Source organism: Niabella agricola, from assembly GCF_021538615.1.
In the GTDB taxonomy this organism is placed as follows: domain Bacteria; phylum Bacteroidota; class Bacteroidia; order Chitinophagales; family Chitinophagaceae; genus Niabella; species Niabella agricola.
The window spans coordinates 1,148,618-1,169,935 of record NZ_JAJHIZ010000003.1 but is presented as its reverse complement, the minus strand read 5'-3'; the positions used below and the strand labels follow the sequence as shown (position 1 = coordinate 1,169,935).

Here is a 21,318-nt window from a genome sequence, read left to right as displayed (position 1 = left end):
AAAAGAAGGTCTAACTTTAAATTTTAATAACGAATGTTCCGCTTTTCAGTCTTTATACTTTTATTGGGCGTTTCCGTGTTTGCCGGCGCGCAGGTAAAGCCTAATATCCTGCTCATAATGGCAGATGATATGGGCTATTCCGATATAGGAGCCTACGGCGGGGAAATTAAAACACCGCATCTTGATCAGCTGGCAAAAGAAGGCATCCGTTACCGGCAATTTTATAATGCGGCAAGATGTTGCCCAACGCGGGCGTCGCTGCTGACAGGTCTTTATCCACACCAGGCGGGGATGGGCTGGATGGCGGCAGCAGATCTGGGAACCGGTCCGGCTTACCAGGATAACCTGAACAACGAATGTGTCACTATTGCTGAAGTGCTGAAAACAGCAGGCTACAGTACCTACATGACTGGCAAATGGCATGTGACCAATGAGCGGAAGATAGACGGTGCAGTAACCGATAGCTGGCCCCGGCAACGGGGATTCGACCGTTATTTCGGTATCATACCCGGTGGTGCCAATTACTTTACTCCAATGCTTTACAGCGATAACCGGAAATATAAGGCACCGGATCATTTTTATCTGACTAATGCGATCTCCGATACCAGTGTGCGTTTTTTGAATGATCATTTCCGTGGCGAAAAAAAAGCCCCGTTTTTTATGTACGTGGCGTATACCGCACCACACTGGCCGCTGCACGCGCTTAAAGAACGGATCGATAAATACAGGGAAACGTATAAAAAAGGCTGGGATGCCATAAGAGCCGAACGTTTTAAAAAACAAAAAGAGATCGGTTTGTTCCCCGCTTCGGCTGTATGTACGCCGAGAGACGCCACAGTTTCCGCATGGGACCGGCTGACAGATAAGGAGCAGGAGGAAATGAGCATGCGCATGGCAATCTACGCCGCGCAGATCGATATCATGGATGAGGGCATTGGGAAGATCATGCAAACGCTGAAAGAAAACAATGCACTGGACAATACGTTGATCTTTTTTCTTAGTGATAACGGCGCCTGTGCAGAGTTTATCAGCAGTGGTGAAAGCAAGGCGGTGGATGGAACCGCTGAAACATTTGAAAGTTACCGCCTGCCCTGGGCCAATGTGAGTAGCACGCCGTTTCAGCAGTATAAACATTTCACGCATGAAGGAGGAATTGCCACACCGCTGATTGTGCACTGGCCGGAAGGCATCAACGCCCGCCTGAATGATCAGTTCGTTTCCGGTTACGGGCATATCACCGATATTATGGCTACCTGTGTGGCCGTGTCAGGTGCACGGTACCCATCCGTTTTTCGGGGGCACAAGATTCATCCGATGGAGGGAAAAAGTCTCCTTCCGCATTTTTCGGGTCAGTCCAATAACCGTGGCCGGATCTACTGGGAGCATGAAGCCAATATCGCCCTGCGCAATGGCAAATGGAAGTTGGTGGCCAAAACGCCGGAGGGTGCCGCTTTTTCAATGGACTCGTTACAATTGTATGATATGGAAGCAGATCCTACGGAGATGAACAACCTGGGCCGAACGGATCCCCGGAGGGTAACAGCCATGTATGCCGATTGGGAAGCATGGGCCCGTAAGATAGGCGCCTTCCCCCTGGATACAAGGGAGTATAACGTGCGGATGCAGGCCTACCGCAGGAATATTAATGGAGGTTTTGATGACAACCTGGGTGGTTGGAATGTACACCGTGCGGAAGAAATGAAAGGCTCGATAGCAATTGATGACAATAGCCGTATCTCCGGGGAAAGGTCGGCATACATTACGGTAGCGCAGCCTGCCGCCAGGCCTGCGAGTCTCTCAATGCTGTGGCCCTTTAGAGCGCAACAGGGCGAACGTTTTTTAGTAAGACTGAAGGCAACCGCGCTACAAAACACCCACTTCTTCGTCCGCCTGGAAAGCACCGCCCCGGGGGCAGGGAAAGTGATTGACCGGGAAGTAGAATTAAAACCGCATAAGGAACAGTTTGAATTTGCATCCGAAGCCATTCCTGAAAATGGTATGTACCGGGTGGGTCTTTATTTTGGAACGGCAGCCGCCGGCACCAGGTTGTGGATCGATGATGTGGAATTAGTGCCTATAAAGAAATAATATGTTGATTAAAAGAATATTTTTTGTTGTATTGGCCTTTAGCCTAATAACGCAGGTAAAGGCGCAATCTTCAAAACATGTAGTACTGATCAGTATTGATGGGCTCCGGCCGGAATTTTACCTGGATCCTGCATGGCCTGCTCCCCATCTGAAGCAGCTAAAACAACAGGGGGTTTATGCCCGCCAGGTGGTTGGCGTATTCCCAACCATAACATACCCCTCGCATACATCGATTGTTACCGGTCAGCCACCAGGCAAACATGGTATTTATTATAATGTCCCTTTTGAAGCGCCAAAGGGTCGCTGGTATTGGGAAGACAGTGCGATAAGGGCACCCACACTCTGGAAGGCAGTTAAGAACGCAGGTCTTACATCCGGGGCCGTGATGTGGCCCGTGACGGTTGGAGCTCCCATTGACTATAATTTTCCGGTGCGCCGTGCCGACGGTGATGAAAAAACGGACCAGCTTTCTGTAACCCGGCCTTACATCACACCGGTCCAGATGCTGGATCAGATGGCGGCCTCCGGTAGCGGAACAGTTACTGCGGATGATTTTAAATACAGGAATGTGGACCGTACCATTGGCCGGATGGCCGCCTTTATATTTAAGCAGTACGAACCGGCATTGCTGGCCATTCATTTCATACAGGCCGACCATGCCCAGCATGAGCATGGCCGCGATGCCCCGGAAGTAAAAGAAGCAGTGGCTCTGATTGATAGTATGATCGGGCAGGTGATAACCACGATAAAAGAGGCCGGGCAGGCATCAAATACAACCATCATTGTGACGGGAGATCACGGGTTTGTAGATGCTACACAAAGCTTTGCGCCAAATGTGCTGCTGGAAAAGAATGGGCTGATCAGCGGCGAGAATTGGAAGGCAAAGTTTTATACTGCAGGTGGCTCCGCCTTTCTATATACAAAGAAAGCCGGTGATGCTGTCACGGCCCGGCAGGTGGAACAATTGTTACGTCGGTTACCCGAAAGTGATCAATGGTTCCGCATCGTAACAAAGAAAGAGCTTAAGAATATAAGCGCAAACCCCGAAGTGGCGCTGGCCTTGGCCATGAAAAAAGGAGTTGTAGCCAGCAATGCCGTCAAGGGACCCCTGATCCGCAATAAAACATTGGGCGGTGCACACGGTTATTATCCCGATTTCGATCAGATCTCTACCGGGTTTATTGCTGCAGGTTATGGTGTTAAAAAAGGCAGTGCGCTGGCGCGGCTGCGCATGCTGGATATTGCACCGCTGATCTGCCGATTGCTGGGCATACCATCCATTGGCGGTAGCTCCAATGCCTTGCCCGATATTTTTTCAAACCGATAAAAGATGATTATATGACAAAAAGAACGGGGCTCTTATTGTTTGTACTGCTGTTAACAGGCATTGTTATTAAAAGCCAGGCGCAGGGTGGCAAACAGCCAAATATCGTTGTGATCATGGCCGACGATCTGGATTCACGGCAGCTCAGCTGCTATGGCGGCCGGAATTTGAAAACCACCCATATCGACCGGCTGGCGGAGCAGGGAATGCAATTCAATAACATGATCGCATCAGAGGCTATGTGTGTGCCTACGCGCGCCTCTTTGTTCACCGGTTTGTATCCGGTACGGCATGGATCTTATCAGAATCACAAACCGGTATACGATACCTTAAAAAGTATCGGGCATTACCTTTCCGGTTTGGGATACACGGTTGCTCTAACCGGAAAAGACCATAGCACAAAGCCCCGGGCAGTGTTCCCGTTCGAGATCATTAAAGGCTTTGAGCCCAACTGTGTATCGCCCACAGATGATTATTCGCTGGCCGACGTAAAAGCTTTTATGAGCGGGCAACAGACGCCTTTTTGTCTTTTTGTAATGAGCATCAACCCCCATGCGCCCTGGACGGTAGGAGATACCACCGAGTTTGATCCGGAGAAACTGATCCTGCCGCCGCACTGGGTAGATACCAAGCCTACAAGAAAACAATTCCAGAAATACCTGGCTGAAGTGCGCCGGCTGGACAACCAGGTAGGAGAACTAATGCAGGCGGTAAAAGAAACAGGAAAGGAAGATAATACGGTGTTTGTCTTTCTTGGAGAACAGGGCGCTCAGTTTCCCGGTGCCAAATGGACGCTCTGGGATGCAGGGCAAAAAAGTTCCATGATCGTACGCTGGCCCGGCGTGGTACAACCCAAAACAGCTACCAGTGCCATTGTACAATATGAAGATATTACGCCTACATTTATTAATATCGCAGGCGGTAATCCTGTTGCACACCTGGACGGCCGCAGCTTCCTGGGAGTACTGCAGGGTAAAACGCAGCAGGCCAGGAATGTAGCTTTTGGCATTCATAATAATTTGCCGGAAGGTCCGCCGTATCCGATCCGCAGCATTCGCGATGGCCGGTATAAGTTGTTGCTGAATCTCACACCCGGTAAAAATTATCACATCAAGTATATGATGAATCCTAAAAATGCGTATTGGGTGAGCTGGAAGGAAAAAGCCGAGACCTCTCCCAAAGATAAAATACTGGTGGAACGCAATATTCACCGGCCCGCAATGGAATTTTATGACCTTGAAAACGATCCCTATGAGTTGCACAACCTGGCCGGCGATAAAAAATATGCAGCGCAGATAGCCGCATATCGCCAAAAGCTGCAAAGCTGGATGAAACAACAGGGAGATCCGGGGGCAACACTGGACATCCCGTTTGAGCGGAAATAATCCCATCAGCCTGTGAACAGATTCGAAATTTAAACCACTGAACATAAACAGATGAAAAAAACAAGATGGCTCGTTTTAATGGTTGTAAGCCTGTGGACCGCGGTTGCGGAAGCGCAGCAACGGCCGAATATTATTTTTATTATGGCCGATGACCTGGGATCGGCAGAACTGGGATGCTATGGCAATACGTTTAACGAAACCCCGAACCTGGACAAGCTGGCCGGGGAAGGGGCACGATTTACACAGGCCTACTCGGCGGCACCCATTTGCTCACCTTCCCGTGCCGGCATCATGACGGGGCAGTACCCGGCCCGGGTGCGGATTACGGATTTCCTGGATAACAATGCCGATCGTTACCTGGATCCGGCAAAGTCTTATACCATTAACCGGGCATTGTCGGCAACGGGGTACCATACCGGAATTATTGGTAAGTGGCACCTTGATACAAAATTCGATGCGCCGAAGGGCAACCCGCAGCAACATGGCTTTGATGAGGTGATCGGCTCCGAAACAAAGTATATCGCAGATGGAGATTATTTTTACCCGTACGATAAAATAAGCACTTTTGATACAGGCAAAGAAGGGGAGTATCTTACAGACCGGCAGTGCAGTGAAGCCTCCAAATTTATTATGCGTAACAAAGCAAATCCCTTCTTTCTTTATCTTACCTTTTATAGCGTGCACACTAAACTGGATGCCCCCGAGGCCCTGGTGAAAAAGTATAAGGCAAAGTTTGATGCAAAATATGGCGAAGGAAAAGCTGAATCCCTGTTTGGCCCGCAGAATGAACGGCATGAGGCAGATCACCTGGACAATCCCTATCTCGCCGCCATGATCGAACGGATCGATGCAGGTGTGGGTTCCATTATGGAAACGCTGAAAAAAGGAGGGATCGATAAAAACACACTCGTGATCTTTTTTTCAGACAACGGCGGCGTATGGCACCTGGGCAATAATGGGCCGCTTAGGGCCGGTAAGTCCTGGTTGTATGAAGGCGGTATCCGCGAAAACCTGATCGCGCGCTGGCCGGCAACCATCCGGCCGCATACCACAGTAGACACACGCGTAATGGCCACTGATTTTTATCCTACCTTCCTGGAACTGGCCCAAACAAAAAACCGGAAAAATATCCTGCTGGATGGTAAAAGCATAGTACCCCTGCTGCAGGGAAAAATCATGACAGAACGTGAGCCGTTCTTCTGGCATTACCCCTCTGAAACCGGCCGTTGGATAAACCGTATGTGCAGTGCGGTACGCGATGGTGATTATAAATTATTGTATTTCTACAAAGCGGATCGCACAGAATTATACAACCTGAAGAACGATCCTTCGGAGCAAACAGATCTTGCAGCCCGGATGCCGGAGAAGACAGCGGAGCTTAAAAAGAAACTGGAACAATGGCTGAAGATGGTGGATGCAGAAGTGCCGGACACTGCCATAAGAAAGAAAGTAAAAAAATAAATGGATTGAAAGGATCCTTACATAACAGCAGTAGCGGACATCCTGGCCGTCGCGTAAGGAAAGGAGGGCAGTGGTTCCTGGTCATGGTCATGTTGTTGGGCGCTCCGTTGTTACGGGCCCAGCAATTGCTGTTTAAAAATTACAGCGTCCGAAACGGAATGTCTTCCAACACCGTCTGGAATATTTTGCAGGATGACCAGGGGTATATTTGGTTTGGAACCAAGAATGGACTGAACCGGTTTGACGGGTATAACTTTAAGATCTACCAGGTACGCGAAGACCGGGATCATGCGGACAACAGCCTGATCCATTCCATTTGCAGGATGAGCAGTACCACCTTCTGGGTGGGTACGGAAGAAGGGCTTTATTCCTTTGATCTGAGCCGTGAAAAATTTTCACGCATTGCTTTTGCAAAACAAGACCTGATCTTCGATATCCTGAGGTCTTCAAATGGAGAAACCTGGGTTGCTACCCGCAGCAATGGAGTGTACCGCTTTGATCCCCGTAGCGGCAAAGTACACAATTATCGTGCTATGCCCGGTGGCCTTTCATTAAACCAGGTACGGAAACTGGTAGAAGATGCCCGCGGAAATATCTGGATGGGCACCTTCGGCGAAGGCATTGATGTACTGAACCCAGCAACAAACCGGTTTGTGCATCATAAGGCCGCAGCCGGGGCCGGATGCCTGTCCAGCAATTTTATTCTTTCGCTTTATAAGGACCGGGAAGGCAATGTATGGGCGGGCACGCTTTCGGGTGGCCTGAATAAATGGGTGGCGCAGGAGCAGCACTTCCAGGTATTTCGTACAGGTGGTAGCGGGTCGATCAGCGACGATATTGTGCGGGCGGTATATCAGCCCTTATCCGGGCAGGTATATGTGGCAACAGAAAAGGGCCTGAATGTATTGAATACGGCTACGGGCACGTTTACGAGTTACAAAAATAATCGCGGTGATCCGTATACCATCAGCGATAACGCCATTTATTCTATTTATGAAGACCGCCAGGGCGGTATCTGGGTGGGTACCTATTTTGGCGGCGTCAATTATTTTTCACCCGGAGATGCATCGTTTGAGCTGTATTATCCCAACGGTAACAGCTATGGGCTATCGGGTAGCGCTGTAAGCTGTTTCCTGGAAGACCGACCGGGAAATTTCTGGGTGGGCACGGAGAATGGCGGGTTAAATTATTTTGAAACGGCCACCGGAAAGTTCTATAAGTACCCCTTCGCTCCCTATACGCAGCCGCTTTCTTATTCCAATATTCACGCTTTATATAAAGACCGTAATAACCGGCTTTGGGTAGGTACATTTTCCGGAGGATTGAATGTAGTAGACCTCAACACCGGGGCCGTAACACAATATCATCACAACCCGACCGACCCGGGTAGTATCAGTTCCAACAGTATCTACAGCATTTACGAAGACCGCAGCGGTGTTGTTTGGGTGGGAACAGTAAAGGGATTGAATATTTTTGATCCGGTAAAGAATCAATTTGTAAAGGTTGCGGATATGGATCTGCATAACAGCTGTATCTATAAAATATACGAAGATGCCGACCGCTGCCTGTGGATCGCAACCTATGAAAATGGGCTTATAAAAAGGGATGTTAAAACCGGAAAATGGCAGCAGTTCCGTACAACAGATCATGCGGCATCCATCAGTTCTAACAAGATCATTTCCCTGTATGATGATCCGGAGGGTCAGCTATGGGCCGGTACCGATGGCGGCGGGTTAAACCGGCTCGATAAACGGACGGGTATCTGTACGAGGTACGGACCAGGCCAGGGAATGAGCAATGTGGTCTTTGGTATCGTGCCGGATAATAATGGTTTTTTGTGGCTTTCAACCAACAACGGATTGCTTCGCTTTTCGAAGAAGAATGGACGGGTCTGGTCGTTTACCGGCCTTAACAACCTGCAGGGAAAGCTCTATAATTACAATGCCTATTACCGCGCCCGGGATGGTCGTATTTTCCTAGGCGGCATCAATGGGTTCAACGCGTTTTACCCGGAAAAAATACGGACCGAAACATTGCAGAGTAACCTGATCCTGACCAGCTTTAAGATCTTTGATCATGAACCGGATCTGGAGGATAAAAAAAGCGTTCTGCAACAGCTGGTCGGATTTACGCAAAAGATCCAGCTTGCATATAGTCAATCGGTGATCAGCTTTGAATATGCACTCCTGGATTTTAAAGATCCAGGTAAAATAAAATACGCCTACAAAATGGAGGGCTTCGATAAACAATGGAATAATGTAGGCCCCCAACGGGTGGCTACCTATACCAATCTGCCCCCGGGAGCATATACTTTTAAAGTTAAGGCAACCGATATCTACGGCAACTGGAACAATAGGGAGGCAGTGGTAGCGGTTCGGGTTCGGCCCCCGTTTTACCGAACCAACCTGGCCTATATCCTGTACGCTGTGATGTTGGTGGCGGCCGTTTTTTTACTACGCAATTATTACAAACGGCGCGAGATCCGGAAAAATGAAGTGCGGCTGGAAAAAATGAAAGTACAGCGGGAGAAAGAATTCTATCAACAAAAAATGGATTTCTTTACGACGATGGCGCATGAAATACGAACCCCGCTTTCACTGATTATGGCGCCCCTGGAAAACCTCAAAGAGGCCGGACTGCAAAGCGATCAGCGGAGGCATTTGAAGGTAATGGAGGAGAATAGCGAACGCCTGCAATCGCTGGTAAACCAGTTGCTCGATTTTCGCAGGATCGAGAGTGATATTTATACCATACGCAAGGAGCCGCTGGAATTGATCTCTTTTGTGCAGGCGCTTTACGCCCGTTTTGGTATCATTGCTGCACAAAAGAAAATCAGGTTCCTGTTAACAACAGATATAGACCGTTTCACGATCGATGCAGATCCGGAGGCATTGCAAAAAATACTCAATAACCTGCTGATGAATGCTTTTAAATTTGCGGCATCGGAAGTGGAGCTTCGTGTGCATCAGCAGGAGCCGGATACCAGGGGGCAGGGGGCTGTTTCTATACAGGTAAAAGACGACGGTATTGGCATACCGGAGACGGAGCTGGTTACCGTATTCAAACCCTTTTATAAAGTGGCAAATATCACCGGGCAACTGAATAATGCCGGCGGTACCGGCATCGGGCTTTCACTGGCAAAGGCGCTTGCCGAAAAACATGCCGGATCATTAGTGGCAATAAACGGGAAGGACGGCTTTACAACCTTCGTGCTTACACTTCCTTTTGAAACGGTTGTAACCAGTGAGGAGTCTGCGTTGCCGGTTGCGGAAACAATAGTGGGGGATGAGGCTGGCAGAACAACGATCCTCGTAGTAGAAGATGATCTCAATATGCTGGATTTTATTTCATCCAGTCTGAAGGGAGAGGGGTATCATACCTGTTGTGCGATCAATGGAAAAGAAGCACTTGGTATTTTGCACACCCGGCAGATCGAGCTGGTATTGTCTGATGTAATGATGCCCGAACTGGATGGTATCGCCCTGTGCCGGCGGATCAGGGAACAGATCAGCAGCAGCCATATACCGGTAGTGCTGCTTACAGCAAAAGGTACCACAGACGCGGAGTTGCAGGCGCTGGAAAGTGGCGCCGATGCCTATATCATGAAGCCGTTCAAGTGGAAGCAGCTCACGGCTACAATCAAGAACCTGCTGGAGACAAGAGCCCGCCTGAAAGAGAAATTCAGCGCTCACCCCTTTGTGGAGGCAGATACCCTTTACAATAATCCCAGCGACAAGATCTTCATTGAAAAGATTACAGCAATTATTGAAGAGCGGCTGGATGATTACCAGTTGTCGGTAGAAGAACTCAGCAAGGCGGTTGCGATGAGCCGTTCTACATTGCATAAGAAGCTAAAAGCGGTTTCAGGCAATAGCCCGAATGAATTTATCCGGGTGATCCGGTTAAAAGAAGCTGCTAAATTATTGTTATCGGGTCAATGCAATGTTTCTGAAGCCGGATACCGGACCGGCTTTAACTCGCCCTCTTATTTTACCAAATGTTTTACACTTCAGTTTGGTGTAACCCCTAGTGAATTTGTTGAAAAATATTTATCAGAGCATGCATATAAAGATTCCATCTTTCGAAAGGACCAGGCATAATATCGGAATGCTGTTCATTTGCTCCTTTCTGCTGTTACAGGTCCGGGCCCAGCAGTCCCGGCCCAATATAGTGATTATTGTGGCCGATGATATGGGCTGGGGAGATGTAGGGTTTCACGGCAGTGAGATCCGAACTCCGCATATCGACCAGCTGGCCCGTGAGGGCGTAATCCTGAACCGGTATTATGTTAGTCCGATCTGCTCGCCCACGCGCACCGGTATCATGACCGGGCGATTGCCGGAACGCTACGGATTGCGGGAAAATGTGATCGCCCCCTGGCTGGATTTTGGTGTAGATACAGCGGCCGAATTTCTGCCACAGATGCTGGCTCAGGCCGGCTATAAAAACCGGGCGGCGATCGGGAAATGGCACCTGGGGCACTCAAAAAGAAAATACCTTCCTTTGAGCAGGGGATTTACCCATTTTTATGGGCACTACAACGGCGCCATCGACTATTTTACACACAAGCGCGAAGGAGAACTGGATTGGCATAACGACTGGGAAGCATCAAAGGATACCGGCTATACTACGGACCTGATCACCGGGGAGGCAGTACGATGCATCGGCAATTATAAAAACCATGGGCCATTCTTTTTATACATCGCCTATAATGCGCCGCATGGACCGCTTCAGGCGAAAGAAGCGGATCTCCTTCAGTATGGCTTTGATCCTTCCAAACCGGTCTTCGGTAAGGAGCCGGCCGGAAACGAAGGCGCCATGGGAAGAGGAAATACGCGCCGGCAAACCTACGCGGCAATGGTTACCGCAATGGATGCGGGCATCGGCAGGATCATGGAGGCGCTCCGGAAGGCTGGTATCGAAAAAAATACACTGGTATTATTCCAAAGCGATAACGGGGCCGCTCAGAAAGAGGGCGGACGGAATCAGCCCCTGCGCGGCTTTAAATTCCAGGAGTGGGAAGGCGGGGTGCGGGTACCTGCAGTAATCCGGTGGCCCGCCGGGTTTAAAGGTGGCTGGACCTCTGAGCAAGTGGCCGGTTATATCGATATAGCGCCCACGCTCCGGGAGATTGCCGGTATACGAACACCTCCTCCTCAACCCTATGACGGCGTTTCTATTTTGAAAAATCTTAAAGCACAAAGAAATGATCCCCGTGAGTTCTATCTCGGTAATGGCACACTGATCAAGAATGGATGGAAACTGGTGGCGCCCAAACCTGCAGTTTCGCAAACAGCAGCCCAGCTTTTTGCTATTGATAAAGACCCTTACGAAAAAGAAAACCTGGTCGCCCGTTACCCGGGGCAGGTAAAGACACTAATGGATGCATCAAAAAAATATCAGGCGATTATTCCTGCAGAAAAAGTGCCGCCCTACGAACAGGGAAGAGCAACATTCAAGGCGCCCCCCAACTGGGATATCAGCAGATAATTTGGTTTTTACAATTGCCAAACATTGAAAAACAGGAATTTATTGTAAAAACAGATACTAAAATGGTATATTTTCCGTTTATTGTTCAAATTGGCATGCTATGGCAAAAATATACCAGATTGAAAACAGTGTATTGAAAATCGCTGTTTCAGAAAAAGGTGCGGAACTGCAAAGTCTGATTGATAGGAGTACCGGTCAGGAATATATGTGGAGCGGCGACCCGGTAGTATGGGGCAAGCATTCTCCCGTATTGTTTCCGATTGTAGGCGCACTTAAGGATAATGCCTATCAGTTTGAAGGACGCAGCTATCACCTGAACCGTCATGGCTTTGCACGTGAAATGAATTTTTTGCCGGTAGGACAGCTGGCCGATGAACTGGTTTTTGCGCTGAAAAGCACGGCAGATACACTGGAATTATATCCTTTTGACTTTGATCTTAAATTAAGATACCGGCTTGAAGGGAAGACCCTAAGCGTTACCTATGATGTGCAGAATACCGGCAGCAAGAATATGTGGTTTTCCGTAGGTGGGCATCCCGCATTTAAATTACCTTTGTTTAAAGGCGATGCTTATGTGGAATACTACCTTGAGTTTGAAGAAAAGGAAGATGCCCGGAGATGGCCCATCGAAGAAGGCGGATTGCTGGCGCAGAACCCCGTTCCCTTTTTCAATGATACCAATGTGCTGCGTTTAAATAAAGGCCTGTTTGCAAAAGATGCGGTGGTGCTGAAAGATCTTAAATCACGAAAGTTGCGGTTGCGCTCTGATAAAACCGGAAAGGGCTTTGATTTTAGCTGGGAGGGCTTTCCCTATCTGGGTATATGGGCAGTTCCGGGCGCTGATTTTGTTTGTATTGAACCCTGGTGCGGTATTGCCGACACGGTAGGCGCCGGCCAGGATTTTACCAAGAAGGAGGGCATCAATGTATTGGAGCCTGGCCGGCACTTTGAAAGAACCTGGTCCGTAACAATAATTTCATAAGTTATCCGGTAGTTGTACAAAAATAGTTTTTACTATTTTTAGGCAGGGCAATGACCCGGCGTTCCCGGAGTCCGGTTAAAAGAAACGGATGCATTTATTTAAACGAAAAAGAAAAGAAAAAAGCTTTTGTGAAAAAGTACTGGAGGATGAATCGGCTTACGAAATCCGTACAAAAGAAGAAAGCCTTCATTTCCTGATTGCTTTTTTTGGCGACCTGCGGCCGCCAAAAAAAGAACAGCACCTGGCGGATGCACGGATGAATGAAATGATTCTTTTCCTGGAGGCGCATCCGACGCTCGTTTCCAGGTTGCAGCAATCGATCCTTGTACAGCTGATCAATACCCGGCTGGAAGGCGCATTTACAGAAAGTGGTATCCCGCTCAGCAGCGGTTTTTGGGATGAACTGATTGGTAAGCTAAAACATAAACTGCTCCCTAAAGAACAGAATAAGGATGATTTTGTATACGTGCTCGACCGGGTGTTTCATAAGAAAAATGACCACATATGGGTCGAGGCGATCCGGCGTGCCACCTGGATCAGTTTTTTTGAATTGCTGCAGTTTACCTTACAGGCGAAGGATCCGCGTTTGACAGAACACCTTATCGACGCCCTTACCGTGTTATCCTTTCAGGTGGCCAACAACGGACTGGAAAAAGAGATCTCCGGTTATATTGCTCCTTTTCGTTCGATACCGGAAAACCCTTTTCTGTTACAAAGCCGTCTGTTGCATGAACTGCAGCAACACGAAAAACCCGATCCGTATAAGATCCGGGAAGTAGTCAACCAGCTAAAGCAAACGCTTTTTGAAATTGAAAATGAGATCCGCTATATCCGGCTGCACCAGGACCAGCGGGGCACCAGTATCCGACAAAGTTATTTATTGCTGATCCTTAGCGCGCGCATTGAACGCATGCACATCCTGTTAGATACGATTGATAATGATGATCATTTTGATATCGGCCGTTTTGTGGACCTTTTTAAATTGCTGGTTCGGAACGAAAATCTCAAGAACAGTATTCGTCAGTTTATTTCGCAGGGGGTGGGCTATATTGCATATCAGATTGCGGAACACAAGGGGCAAAGGGGCGGCAAGTATATTACCAGCACCCGCAGGGACTACCTGAATATGCTCGCCAGTGCCATGTGGGGCGGACTTATTATCTGTTTTGTAGCTGTTGTTAAAAATATCCTTGGTAAGCTGCATTATGCCTATTTCTGGCAGGGTTTCTGGTACAGTATCAACTATAGTGCGGGGTTTGTGTTAATTGATCAAACCGGTTCCACGCTGGCTACCAAGCAACCGGCGTTTACAGCAAATGCCGTGGCGGTTTCGCTGGACTCAAAAAAACACCTGGACCAGCCCGATCTTCAAAGCCTGGCGTTTACGGTGGCCAAAGTGATCCGGAGCCAAACAGCCTCTTTTGTGGGAAATCTCATTGTCGTATTTCCCGGCACCTACCTGCTGGCATGGGCCTATCACCAATTAATGGGGCAAAAGCTGGTATCCGGTAAAGCTGCTTTTACACTGCTGCAGGACCAACACCCTTTTCAAAGTCTTTCATTGTTATATGCCTGCAATACCGGGGTGTTTTTGTTTTTGAGCGGTATCATTGCAGGATACGTGCAGAATAAGATGCGATTCAGCAATATCGGCAGCCGGCTGGCTCATCATCCGGGATGGCACAGCAGTACTTCCGCCAAAAAAAGGGGTTGGTGGGCAGGTTTTATCGAAAGGAATGCAGGTTCCTATGCCGGGAACATCAGCCTGGGATTTTTCCTGGGAATGGCGGCCAATGTGGGTAAAATATTCGGTGTGCCCTTCGATATCCGGCATATTACCATCTCATCCGGTAATATGGCCATTGGCGTTTACGGACTGGGTATCGGAAACATTCCCACGGGTTATTTAGTAACGGTGTTCCTGGGTGTTCTGGGAATCGGTTTCTTTAATTTCCTGGTGAGTTTTTCTCTGGCTTTTTTCGTAGCCGTTAAATCAAGAGGCATTCAGTTGCGGCGTTATCCCGAGCTGATCCGTATCATTGTACGGCATTTTTTTAAAAAGCCCTTATCCTTTATCATTCCGCCTCGTGGAGCTTGACAATAATAATCTGCCGCAGTTCGGTTATTTTTGTTGAATTGAGGTTGTTTATGACATCATTTATGAAGCAGACAGGTATTCTTTTTATCGCCATATTGTGCACCCTGGTTTCCTTTGCGCAGGAAAAGGTTACCCTTAGCGGCACCATAAAGTCGGCCGCAAGCGGGGAAACACTGATCAATGCAAGTGTAGAGATACAGGGCGGTGCTGCCGGCACCACTTCCAATGAGTATGGGTTCTATTCGCTTACACTTTCAAAGGGAAGTTATACGGTTTCCTATTCTGCCGTTGGCTATGAAACGGTAACAGAAACCATCCGGCTGGACGGAAATAAATTACAAAATGTATTGCTGCCGGACCAGGTGGTAAACCTGGATGATGTGCAGGTAACCGCCAATACAAAGGGCCGCACCATCCGTGGTACCCAGATGGGGGTAGAGCGGCTGACCATGAAGGAAATCAATACTATTCCGATGTTGCTGGGAGAACGGGATATTTTAAAAGCCATCCAGTTGCTGCCGGGAATTAAATCTGCCGGAGATGGAAACAGCGGTTTCTATGTAAGAGGAGGCTCTACCGATCAGAACCTGATCCTGCTCGACGAAGCCAATGTGTACAATGCCTCACATCTCATGGGGTTCTTTTCCACGTTTAATTCGGATATTGTAAAAGATGTAACAGTTTATAAAGGCGGTATGCCGGCGCAATACGGGGGAAGGCTTTCTTCTGTGCTGGACGTAAAAATGAATGAAGGCAATAATCAGCGGTATGCGGTAAGCGGCGGCTTGGGATTGATATCCGCCAAGCTCAATGTGGAAGGGCCTATACAGGAGGACCGCTCTTCCTTCCTGGTATCCGGCAGGCGCACTTACGCCGATTTCTTCCTGCCGCTTTTGGGCGATTCCACGAATAAGAATACCCGCTTGTTTTTTTATGATGTGAATGCCAAGATGAATTATACGCTTGGTAAAAAGGACCGGCTGTATCTTTCCGGTTACCTGGGGCGGGATGTGCTGAAACTTGAAAAGCAATTTGGTTTGGATTGGGGAAATAAAACCGGCACCCTGCGCTGGAATCATATATTCAACGACCGGCTCTTTTCCAATACCTCGTTCATCTACAGCGATTTTAACTATAATATAGCGATCAATAATGCCAACAACGACCTGAATATTTTTTCCCAGATACGCGATCTGAACCTGAAGGAAGAAATTCAATGGTATGCCGGCTCACGCCATTCGCTCCGTTTTGGATTTAATTCCATTTATCATACGATCACGCCCGGGGAGATCACCAGCTCTGGCAAAACAAGCTATAATAACCTGTACCTGCAAGACCGGTATTCCTGGGAAACGGCGGTTTTTGCCACGGATACCTGGAATGCGGCTTCCTGGTTGAACCTGACCTTTGGTATGCGTCTGTCGTCCTTTGCCATTTTTGGGCCGGGCGATTTTTATGAAGTAGACGGAAATGGTACGATTACCGATACATTAAGCTACCGTAAAGGCGCACTGGTAAAAAACTATTGGAACCTGGAGCCCCGGCTTGCCGCCAGTTTTATTCTAAACAGCAGTACGTCGTTAAAAGCGTCCTATGCCCGCAACGCCCAGAACCTGCACCTCATCTCCAATTCGGCTGCAAATTTTCCGACTGATAAATGGGTGGCAAGCACCAACAGCATCAAACCCGAGGTCGTAGATATTTATTCACTGGGCTGGTATAAAAATCTTTCCGGTAACCGATACGAGCTCACTGCAGAAGTGTATTACAAAGCTTTCCAGAATCAGATCGATTACCGCACTGGAGCCGATGTATATACCAATGACGCTATAGAAACGCAGTTGTTGTCGGGCATCGGGAGAGCCTATGGCCTCGAATTGCTGCTGAAAAAAAAACAGGGAAGACTCACCGGCTGGGTAGGCTATACGCTTTCTAAAACCGAGAGAAAGATTGCCGGTATTAACGACGGGGAATGGTACAATGCCCGGCAGGACCGTACTCATGACGTGGCCATCGTTACCAATTACCAGTTGAATAAAAAATGGAATCTTTCTGCCAATTGGGTGTATTACACCGGCGATGCCGTTACTTTTCCCAGTGGCAAATATGTAATCGATAAGCAAATTGTGTTTTATTACACCAAACGCAATGCTTACCGGATGCCGGCTTATCACCGGCTGGACCTGGGTGCTACACGGCAGCTGAAAACCCGGCGTAAGAATACATCGTCGGAGCTGGCTTTCAGTTTGTTTAATGCCTACGGACGGGAAAATGCTTACCTCATCACGTTCCAGCAAAACGACAAGAACACTGATATAACGGAAGCCGTACAGACCTCTCTTTTCCGTTTTGTGCCGTCTATTTCCTGGCATTTTAAATTTTAGGGTAACATGAATCGAAACGTTTTTTTTATTTACGGTTTGTTTGGCTTTCTACTTTTAGCGGTAACAGGTTGTCAAAAAGTGATCCAGGTAGACATCAACAGTGTCAATAAAAAATATGTGATTGAAGGTACGCTGACGGATAACGACGATTCTTACAGTGTAATTGTTTCTAAAACACTGAATGTATCGGATCTCAATGTCTTTGAAGGGGTTGAGAATGCTTTTGTAACCATTGCCGAAGTAGGCAAGGCGCCCGTGTTGCTCCAGCATAAAGGCAACGGGCTTTACCGGGCCAATGCTTCAGGAAAGCCGGGCGCTACCTATCAGCTTTCGGTTAAAATCGGAAACGAGGTTTTTACAGCCAGCTCCAGGATGCCGCAGAAAGTATCAATGGATTCGCTATACACCACCAGCCGGGTATTTGTGGGCCGGCAGCGGCTCATTGCTACGGTGGAGTTCAAGGATCCACCAGGAGAGGGGAATGCATACCGGTTTACACAATTTGTAGACGGACGGAAAGAGAATACCATTTTTGTAACCAATGACAAACTGATCGATGGGCGCAACGTGGTTTATGAATTGATGATTTTTTCAGGGGATGGAGATTCCGATCTGAAAAAAGGAGATAACCTGCGCGTGGAAATGCGCTGCATCAGTAAAGATAATTATGACTTCTGGTACAGTTTAACACAAAGTGGGTTAGGCCAAAATCAGAGCGCTTCTCCTGGAAACCCGGCCTCAAATATCCGGGGCGGCGCATTGGGATATTTCAGTGCCAATACCTTTGAAAAAAAAGAAATCTATATTAAATAATGATCGGATTGTTATATAAACGATAAAAAATGAAGCCATCACACATCGAGCATATTGGTTTGGCTGTTCGCAATCTGGAAGAAAGCATTCGCTATTGGGAAGACGTTTTCGGACTGCAATGCTACCGGGTAGAGGAAGTGGCAGACCAGAAAGTGCGGACCGCATTTTTTAAGATCGGGGATACCAAGATCGAGCTGCTGGAATCTATGGACGCAGACGGACCGGTTGCCCGGTTTATTGAAAAGAAAGGGGAGGGCGTACATCATATTGCATTTGCGGTGGATCATCTTGAAGAAGCGTTGCAAGCTGCAAAGGAAAAAGGCATTACCCTTATTGACACTGCGCCCAGACCTGGTGCGGAAGGATTGCAGATCGCATTTTTACATCCAAAGTCAACCCATGGAGTGCTGACGGAATTGTGCTCAAAACCGAATGATGAATCGTAAACGAAATGCAATTTCCTGGTACTGCGGATGGGTTCCGGCCATTTTTCTTTTTTGGATAAATAGCACAATGGCTCAGCCGCGGAACTATACACAGGAATACATACAGCTCAAAGAGCAGATCATAAAACATTATTATAAGCCGGCGTTGCAGTACTACGCAGAGCAGGTACCGGCCCGGCCCGGCGACCGGAAAGCTTCTTATCTCTGGCCGCTCTGTGCGCTTTTTGAGGCCTACCAGGTAGGAGCCCTCGTGGAAACGGGTGCCAAAGATGTTGAACAGACGTTCGGCATTATCCGGAAATACTATGATCCGCGGGCGCCCGCGGCCGGGTATGCATCGTATCCTCCGGAATTGGGCGGGGGCGATCGTTTTTATGATGACAATCAATGGATCGGAATTACCGCCATGCGTCAGTATGAAACCTCCAGGGACCCGAAATGGCTGAAAGCTGCAACCGGGATCTACCGTTTTATGATGACCGGACTGGATACGGTTTCCGGAGGCGGACTTTACTGGCAGGAAGGGGATACGCGTACAAAGAACACCTGCAGCAATGGCCCCGGCATCCTGCTGGCGCTACAGTTATACAAAGCAACGGGCAATCGCGGGTATCTAAAAACGGCGACTTCCTTATATCAGTGGGTGAACCATTGGCTCCGTACGCCCCTGGGCTTGTATTATGATCATTTGAATGTAAAGGAGCAGCGAGTCGATAAACGGGTTTATTCTTATAACACCGGAACCATGCTTGAAGCCAATGTGCTTTTTTATGAAATCACCCGTAATGCAACCTATCTTACTGCTGCTCAAAAAATGGCGGCAGACGCCGATACCTATTTTCTGAAGAACCAGGAGCTAAAAGATAATTTCTGGTTCAACGCCGTATTATTGAGGGGTTTCCTGCGTCTTTGGCGTGTAGACGGAGATGCACGCTACCTGGAAGCCTTCCGGGCTGCCATAGATCATGCCATTGCGCACAAAACACCACAAGGTTTGATAGGCAAGGACGGCAGATCCCAGAACCTGGTGCCCCAGGGTGGGATGCTGGAGTTATTGGCGCAGATGGCGGTATTGCAAAAACAAGGCGTCCTGAAATAATGCTATTTTTGCGATAAATTTCCGTGTTGCAGCTAACAAAAAAACATAAAACAACTGCTCAGTTCCTTGCGCTGTTGGTGTTGGGTTTCTTCAGCTTTTTAATGCTGGAGATCACGCTGCGCTATGTTCCGGCCAGGAGTACAGCCGCATTCCTGCAGATAAAACAAACCGAGGTAGAAGGCCTCTGGTATTATCTCCCGGTATTTTATACGCACGTCTATGCTTCCATCTGCTGCCTGGCAGCGGGCTTTACCCAGTTCAGTCCTTACCTGCTTCAAAAGCAGCGTAACCTGCACCGGACAATGGGATATATATACGTGGTAGTGGTGTTGTGCTTTTCGGCCCCAACCGGTTTTGTAATGGGAATGCATGCGAATGGAGGATGGGTGGCCGTTTTATGCTTTACCACCTTATCGGTGTTATGGTGGTGGTGCACATTACAGGCGGTGAGGGCCGCCCGGAAAAGAGATTTCAGGCGGCACCGGTTCATGATGATCCGGAGCTATGCGCTCACATTATCGGCCATTACCCTGCGGCTGTGGAAATGGCTTTTAGTACAGCTTTTTCATCCCGCCCCCATGGACGTATACATAATCGTAGCCGGCTTGGGTTGGATTCCCAATTGGCTGGTTGCCGAATATCTGATCTGTAAAATCAAGTCAAAATGAAATATACCGGCTCGCTCGTACTGTTTTTTTTAATCCCGTTTTTTGCGTGTAACTCAAAAAAGAAACCAGGTGAAGACCGGAAACCGGCGGCTCTGGTGCAGGAATTACCTCCGGAATTGCATACGGAGCTCTATGGTAACTGGGTGGGCGATTTTGTAAGTATGTCCGACGGAACGCCGGATTATGAAGATGTGGCCCGGATCAACATCCGGTTGAGCCGGATCACCGCCGAAGGAGTAGAAGGCCGGAGCGTGGTAAAGGGGAACGACCGGCCCATGAAGGGAACACTAGCCATTACCGGAAGTCAATATTCCTTTGTGATGGACGAACCCGGCAACGACCGGCACGATGGCCGGTTTGAATTTTCCATTGTAGGCGACACCCTTAAAGGGAAATGGAAGGCCTATAAAACTGCTGAAGTGAAGCACCCTGTAAAAGAGTTTACGCTTGTGAAAAAGCCGTTTCGCTACAATGCAAGCCTGATGCTCCCGGAGGATTGGGAGTATGTGGATTATGAAAACGGACGTACTCAAACGGAACTTTACACCAATGAGGATGGAACGGTAGATACGTCTATAAACAAGGTTTACCGGGCGGCTTCGGAAGAGGTGTACAGGTTAAACGGATCGACGGAAGAATTTTCTGAAAAACAACTCAAAAACCTAAAGAAGCTGGACCTGGAGATCATCCGCAATACCATTTTTGCACGGCATGGGTATTCGTTTAAAAGTAAAGGCGTGCGGCAGTTCTTTGACCAGGTAGACTGGTATGTGCCGGTAACCAACAGCATTGACGGAGTGCTTACGGAGGTGGAGCAAAAGAATGTAGCGTTATTGAAACGCTTTGAAAAATATGCCCAGGACAATTATGATACTTTTGGCCGCTAACCGGCAGGCAAAGATCTTGACCGGAATCATTGGAAGATTTTTTTGAAATCATAAGTGCTTTGACTAGTTTTACACCCGAATTGTAAAATAACATGGAATGCACATTTGGAAAGTCTGCCTGCTGTTTAGGAGACTTCTGACCTTAGCTGACCCCACCATTGGCACCGCCTGGTTTTACAATTTCTTTGATTTT

At 48.2% G+C, this 21,318-nt stretch carries 14 protein-coding genes; all 14 read left to right on the top strand.

All coding sequences use genetic code 11. From position 1 onward, the window contains the following. Positions 1-33: 33 nt before the first annotated feature. Complete coding sequence (locus LL912_RS10360; protein WP_235553503.1) at positions 34-2,088, top strand: arylsulfatase; 2,055 nt, start codon at positions 34-36, stop codon at positions 2,086-2,088. 1 nt (position 2,089) lies between these two features. Beyond that, positions 2,090-3,415, top strand: a complete 1,326-nt coding sequence (locus LL912_RS10355) for an alkaline phosphatase family protein (protein ID WP_235553502.1) — start codon at positions 2,090-2,092, stop codon at positions 3,413-3,415. Between the two features lie 11 nt (positions 3,416-3,426). Then, complete coding sequence (locus LL912_RS10350) at positions 3,427-4,797, top strand: sulfatase family protein (protein WP_235553501.1); 1,371 nt, start codon at positions 3,427-3,429, stop codon at positions 4,795-4,797. Positions 4,798-4,848: 51 nt separating this feature from the next. Beyond that, positions 4,849-6,258 carry a sulfatase gene (locus LL912_RS10345; protein ID WP_235553500.1) on the top strand — a complete coding sequence of 470 codons (1,410 nt, stop codon included), beginning with the start codon at positions 4,849-4,851 and terminating at the stop codon, positions 6,256-6,258. Between the two features lie 5 nt (positions 6,259-6,263). Continuing rightward, positions 6,264-10,358, top strand: coding sequence for a hybrid sensor histidine kinase/response regulator transcription factor (locus LL912_RS10340; RefSeq protein WP_235553499.1), 4,095 nt, complete (start codon positions 6,264-6,266; stop codon positions 10,356-10,358). Continuing rightward, a complete protein-coding gene (locus LL912_RS10335) occupies positions 10,318-11,748 on the top strand; it encodes an arylsulfatase B (protein WP_235553498.1) in 1,431 nt (476 codons plus the stop codon). Before LL912_RS10340 ends, LL912_RS10335 begins: the two co-directional genes overlap by 41 nt. A gap of 100 nt (positions 11,749-11,848) precedes the next feature. Beyond that, positions 11,849-12,730: an aldose 1-epimerase family protein gene (locus LL912_RS10330; protein WP_235553497.1), complete on the top strand. Its 882-nt coding sequence runs from the start codon at positions 11,849-11,851 to the stop codon at positions 12,728-12,730. An 88-nt stretch (positions 12,731-12,818) separates the two neighbouring features. After that, positions 12,819-14,828 (top strand): site-specific recombinase, encoded by a 2,010-nt coding sequence (locus LL912_RS10325; RefSeq protein ID WP_235553496.1) that lies wholly within the window; start codon positions 12,819-12,821, stop codon positions 14,826-14,828. 62 nt (positions 14,829-14,890) lie between these two features. Continuing rightward, complete coding sequence (locus tag LL912_RS10320; RefSeq protein ID WP_235553495.1) at positions 14,891-17,212, top strand: TonB-dependent receptor; 2,322 nt, start codon at positions 14,891-14,893, stop codon at positions 17,210-17,212. A gap of 6 nt (positions 17,213-17,218) precedes the next feature. Further along, on the top strand, positions 17,219-18,025 hold the full coding sequence (locus LL912_RS10315) for a DUF4249 domain-containing protein (RefSeq protein WP_235553494.1): 807 nt from the start codon (positions 17,219-17,221) through the stop codon (positions 18,023-18,025). Between the two features lie 29 nt (positions 18,026-18,054). Then, positions 18,055-18,471, top strand: a complete 417-nt coding sequence (mce, locus tag LL912_RS10310; protein WP_235553493.1) for a methylmalonyl-CoA epimerase — start codon at positions 18,055-18,057, stop codon at positions 18,469-18,471. A gap of 67 nt (positions 18,472-18,538) precedes the next feature. Continuing rightward, entirely contained in the window at positions 18,539-19,570 is a 1,032-nt protein-coding gene (locus tag LL912_RS10305) for a glycoside hydrolase family 76 protein (protein ID WP_235553492.1), read from the top strand. A gap of 26 nt (positions 19,571-19,596) precedes the next feature. Then, positions 19,597-20,238 carry a DUF2306 domain-containing protein gene (locus tag LL912_RS10300; protein ID WP_235553491.1) on the top strand — a complete coding sequence of 214 codons (642 nt, stop codon included), beginning with the start codon at positions 19,597-19,599 and terminating at the stop codon, positions 20,236-20,238. Continuing rightward, the gene (locus LL912_RS10295) at positions 20,235-21,125 is read left to right on the top strand and encodes a YARHG domain-containing protein (protein ID WP_235553490.1); all 891 of its coding nucleotides are present in this window, start codon (positions 20,235-20,237) and stop codon (positions 21,123-21,125) included. Before LL912_RS10300 ends, LL912_RS10295 begins: the two co-directional genes overlap by 4 nt. The last annotated feature ends 193 nt before the right edge of the window (positions 21,126-21,318 follow it).

Bases quoted from the DNA above. Each gene is read 5' to 3' on its own strand.
- LL912_RS10345 (WP_235553500.1), top strand. From the start codon at position 4,849: ATGAAAAAAACAAGATGGCTCGTTTTAATGGTTGTAAGCCTGTGGACC.
- LL912_RS10295 (WP_235553490.1), top strand. From the start codon at position 20,235: ATGAAATATACCGGCTCGCTCGTACTGTTTTTTTTAATCCCGTTTTTT.
- LL912_RS10355 (WP_235553502.1), top strand. From the start codon at position 2,090: ATGTTGATTAAAAGAATATTTTTTGTTGTATTGGCCTTTAGCCTAATA.
- mce (WP_235553493.1), top strand. From the start codon at position 18,055: ATGAAGCCATCACACATCGAGCATATTGGTTTGGCTGTTCGCAATCTG.
- LL912_RS10325 (WP_235553496.1), top strand. From the start codon at position 12,819: ATGCATTTATTTAAACGAAAAAGAAAAGAAAAAAGCTTTTGTGAAAAA.
- LL912_RS10320 (WP_235553495.1), top strand. From the start codon at position 14,891: ATGAAGCAGACAGGTATTCTTTTTATCGCCATATTGTGCACCCTGGTT.
- LL912_RS10305 (WP_235553492.1), top strand. From the start codon at position 18,539: ATGGCTCAGCCGCGGAACTATACACAGGAATACATACAGCTCAAAGAG.
- LL912_RS10350 (WP_235553501.1), top strand. From the start codon at position 3,427: ATGACAAAAAGAACGGGGCTCTTATTGTTTGTACTGCTGTTAACAGGC.
- LL912_RS10315 (WP_235553494.1), top strand. From the start codon at position 17,219: ATGAATCGAAACGTTTTTTTTATTTACGGTTTGTTTGGCTTTCTACTT.
- LL912_RS10330 (WP_235553497.1), top strand. From the start codon at position 11,849: ATGGCAAAAATATACCAGATTGAAAACAGTGTATTGAAAATCGCTGTT.
- LL912_RS10335 (WP_235553498.1), top strand. From the start codon at position 10,318: ATGCATATAAAGATTCCATCTTTCGAAAGGACCAGGCATAATATCGGA.
- LL912_RS10360 (WP_235553503.1), top strand. From the start codon at position 34: ATGTTCCGCTTTTCAGTCTTTATACTTTTATTGGGCGTTTCCGTGTTT.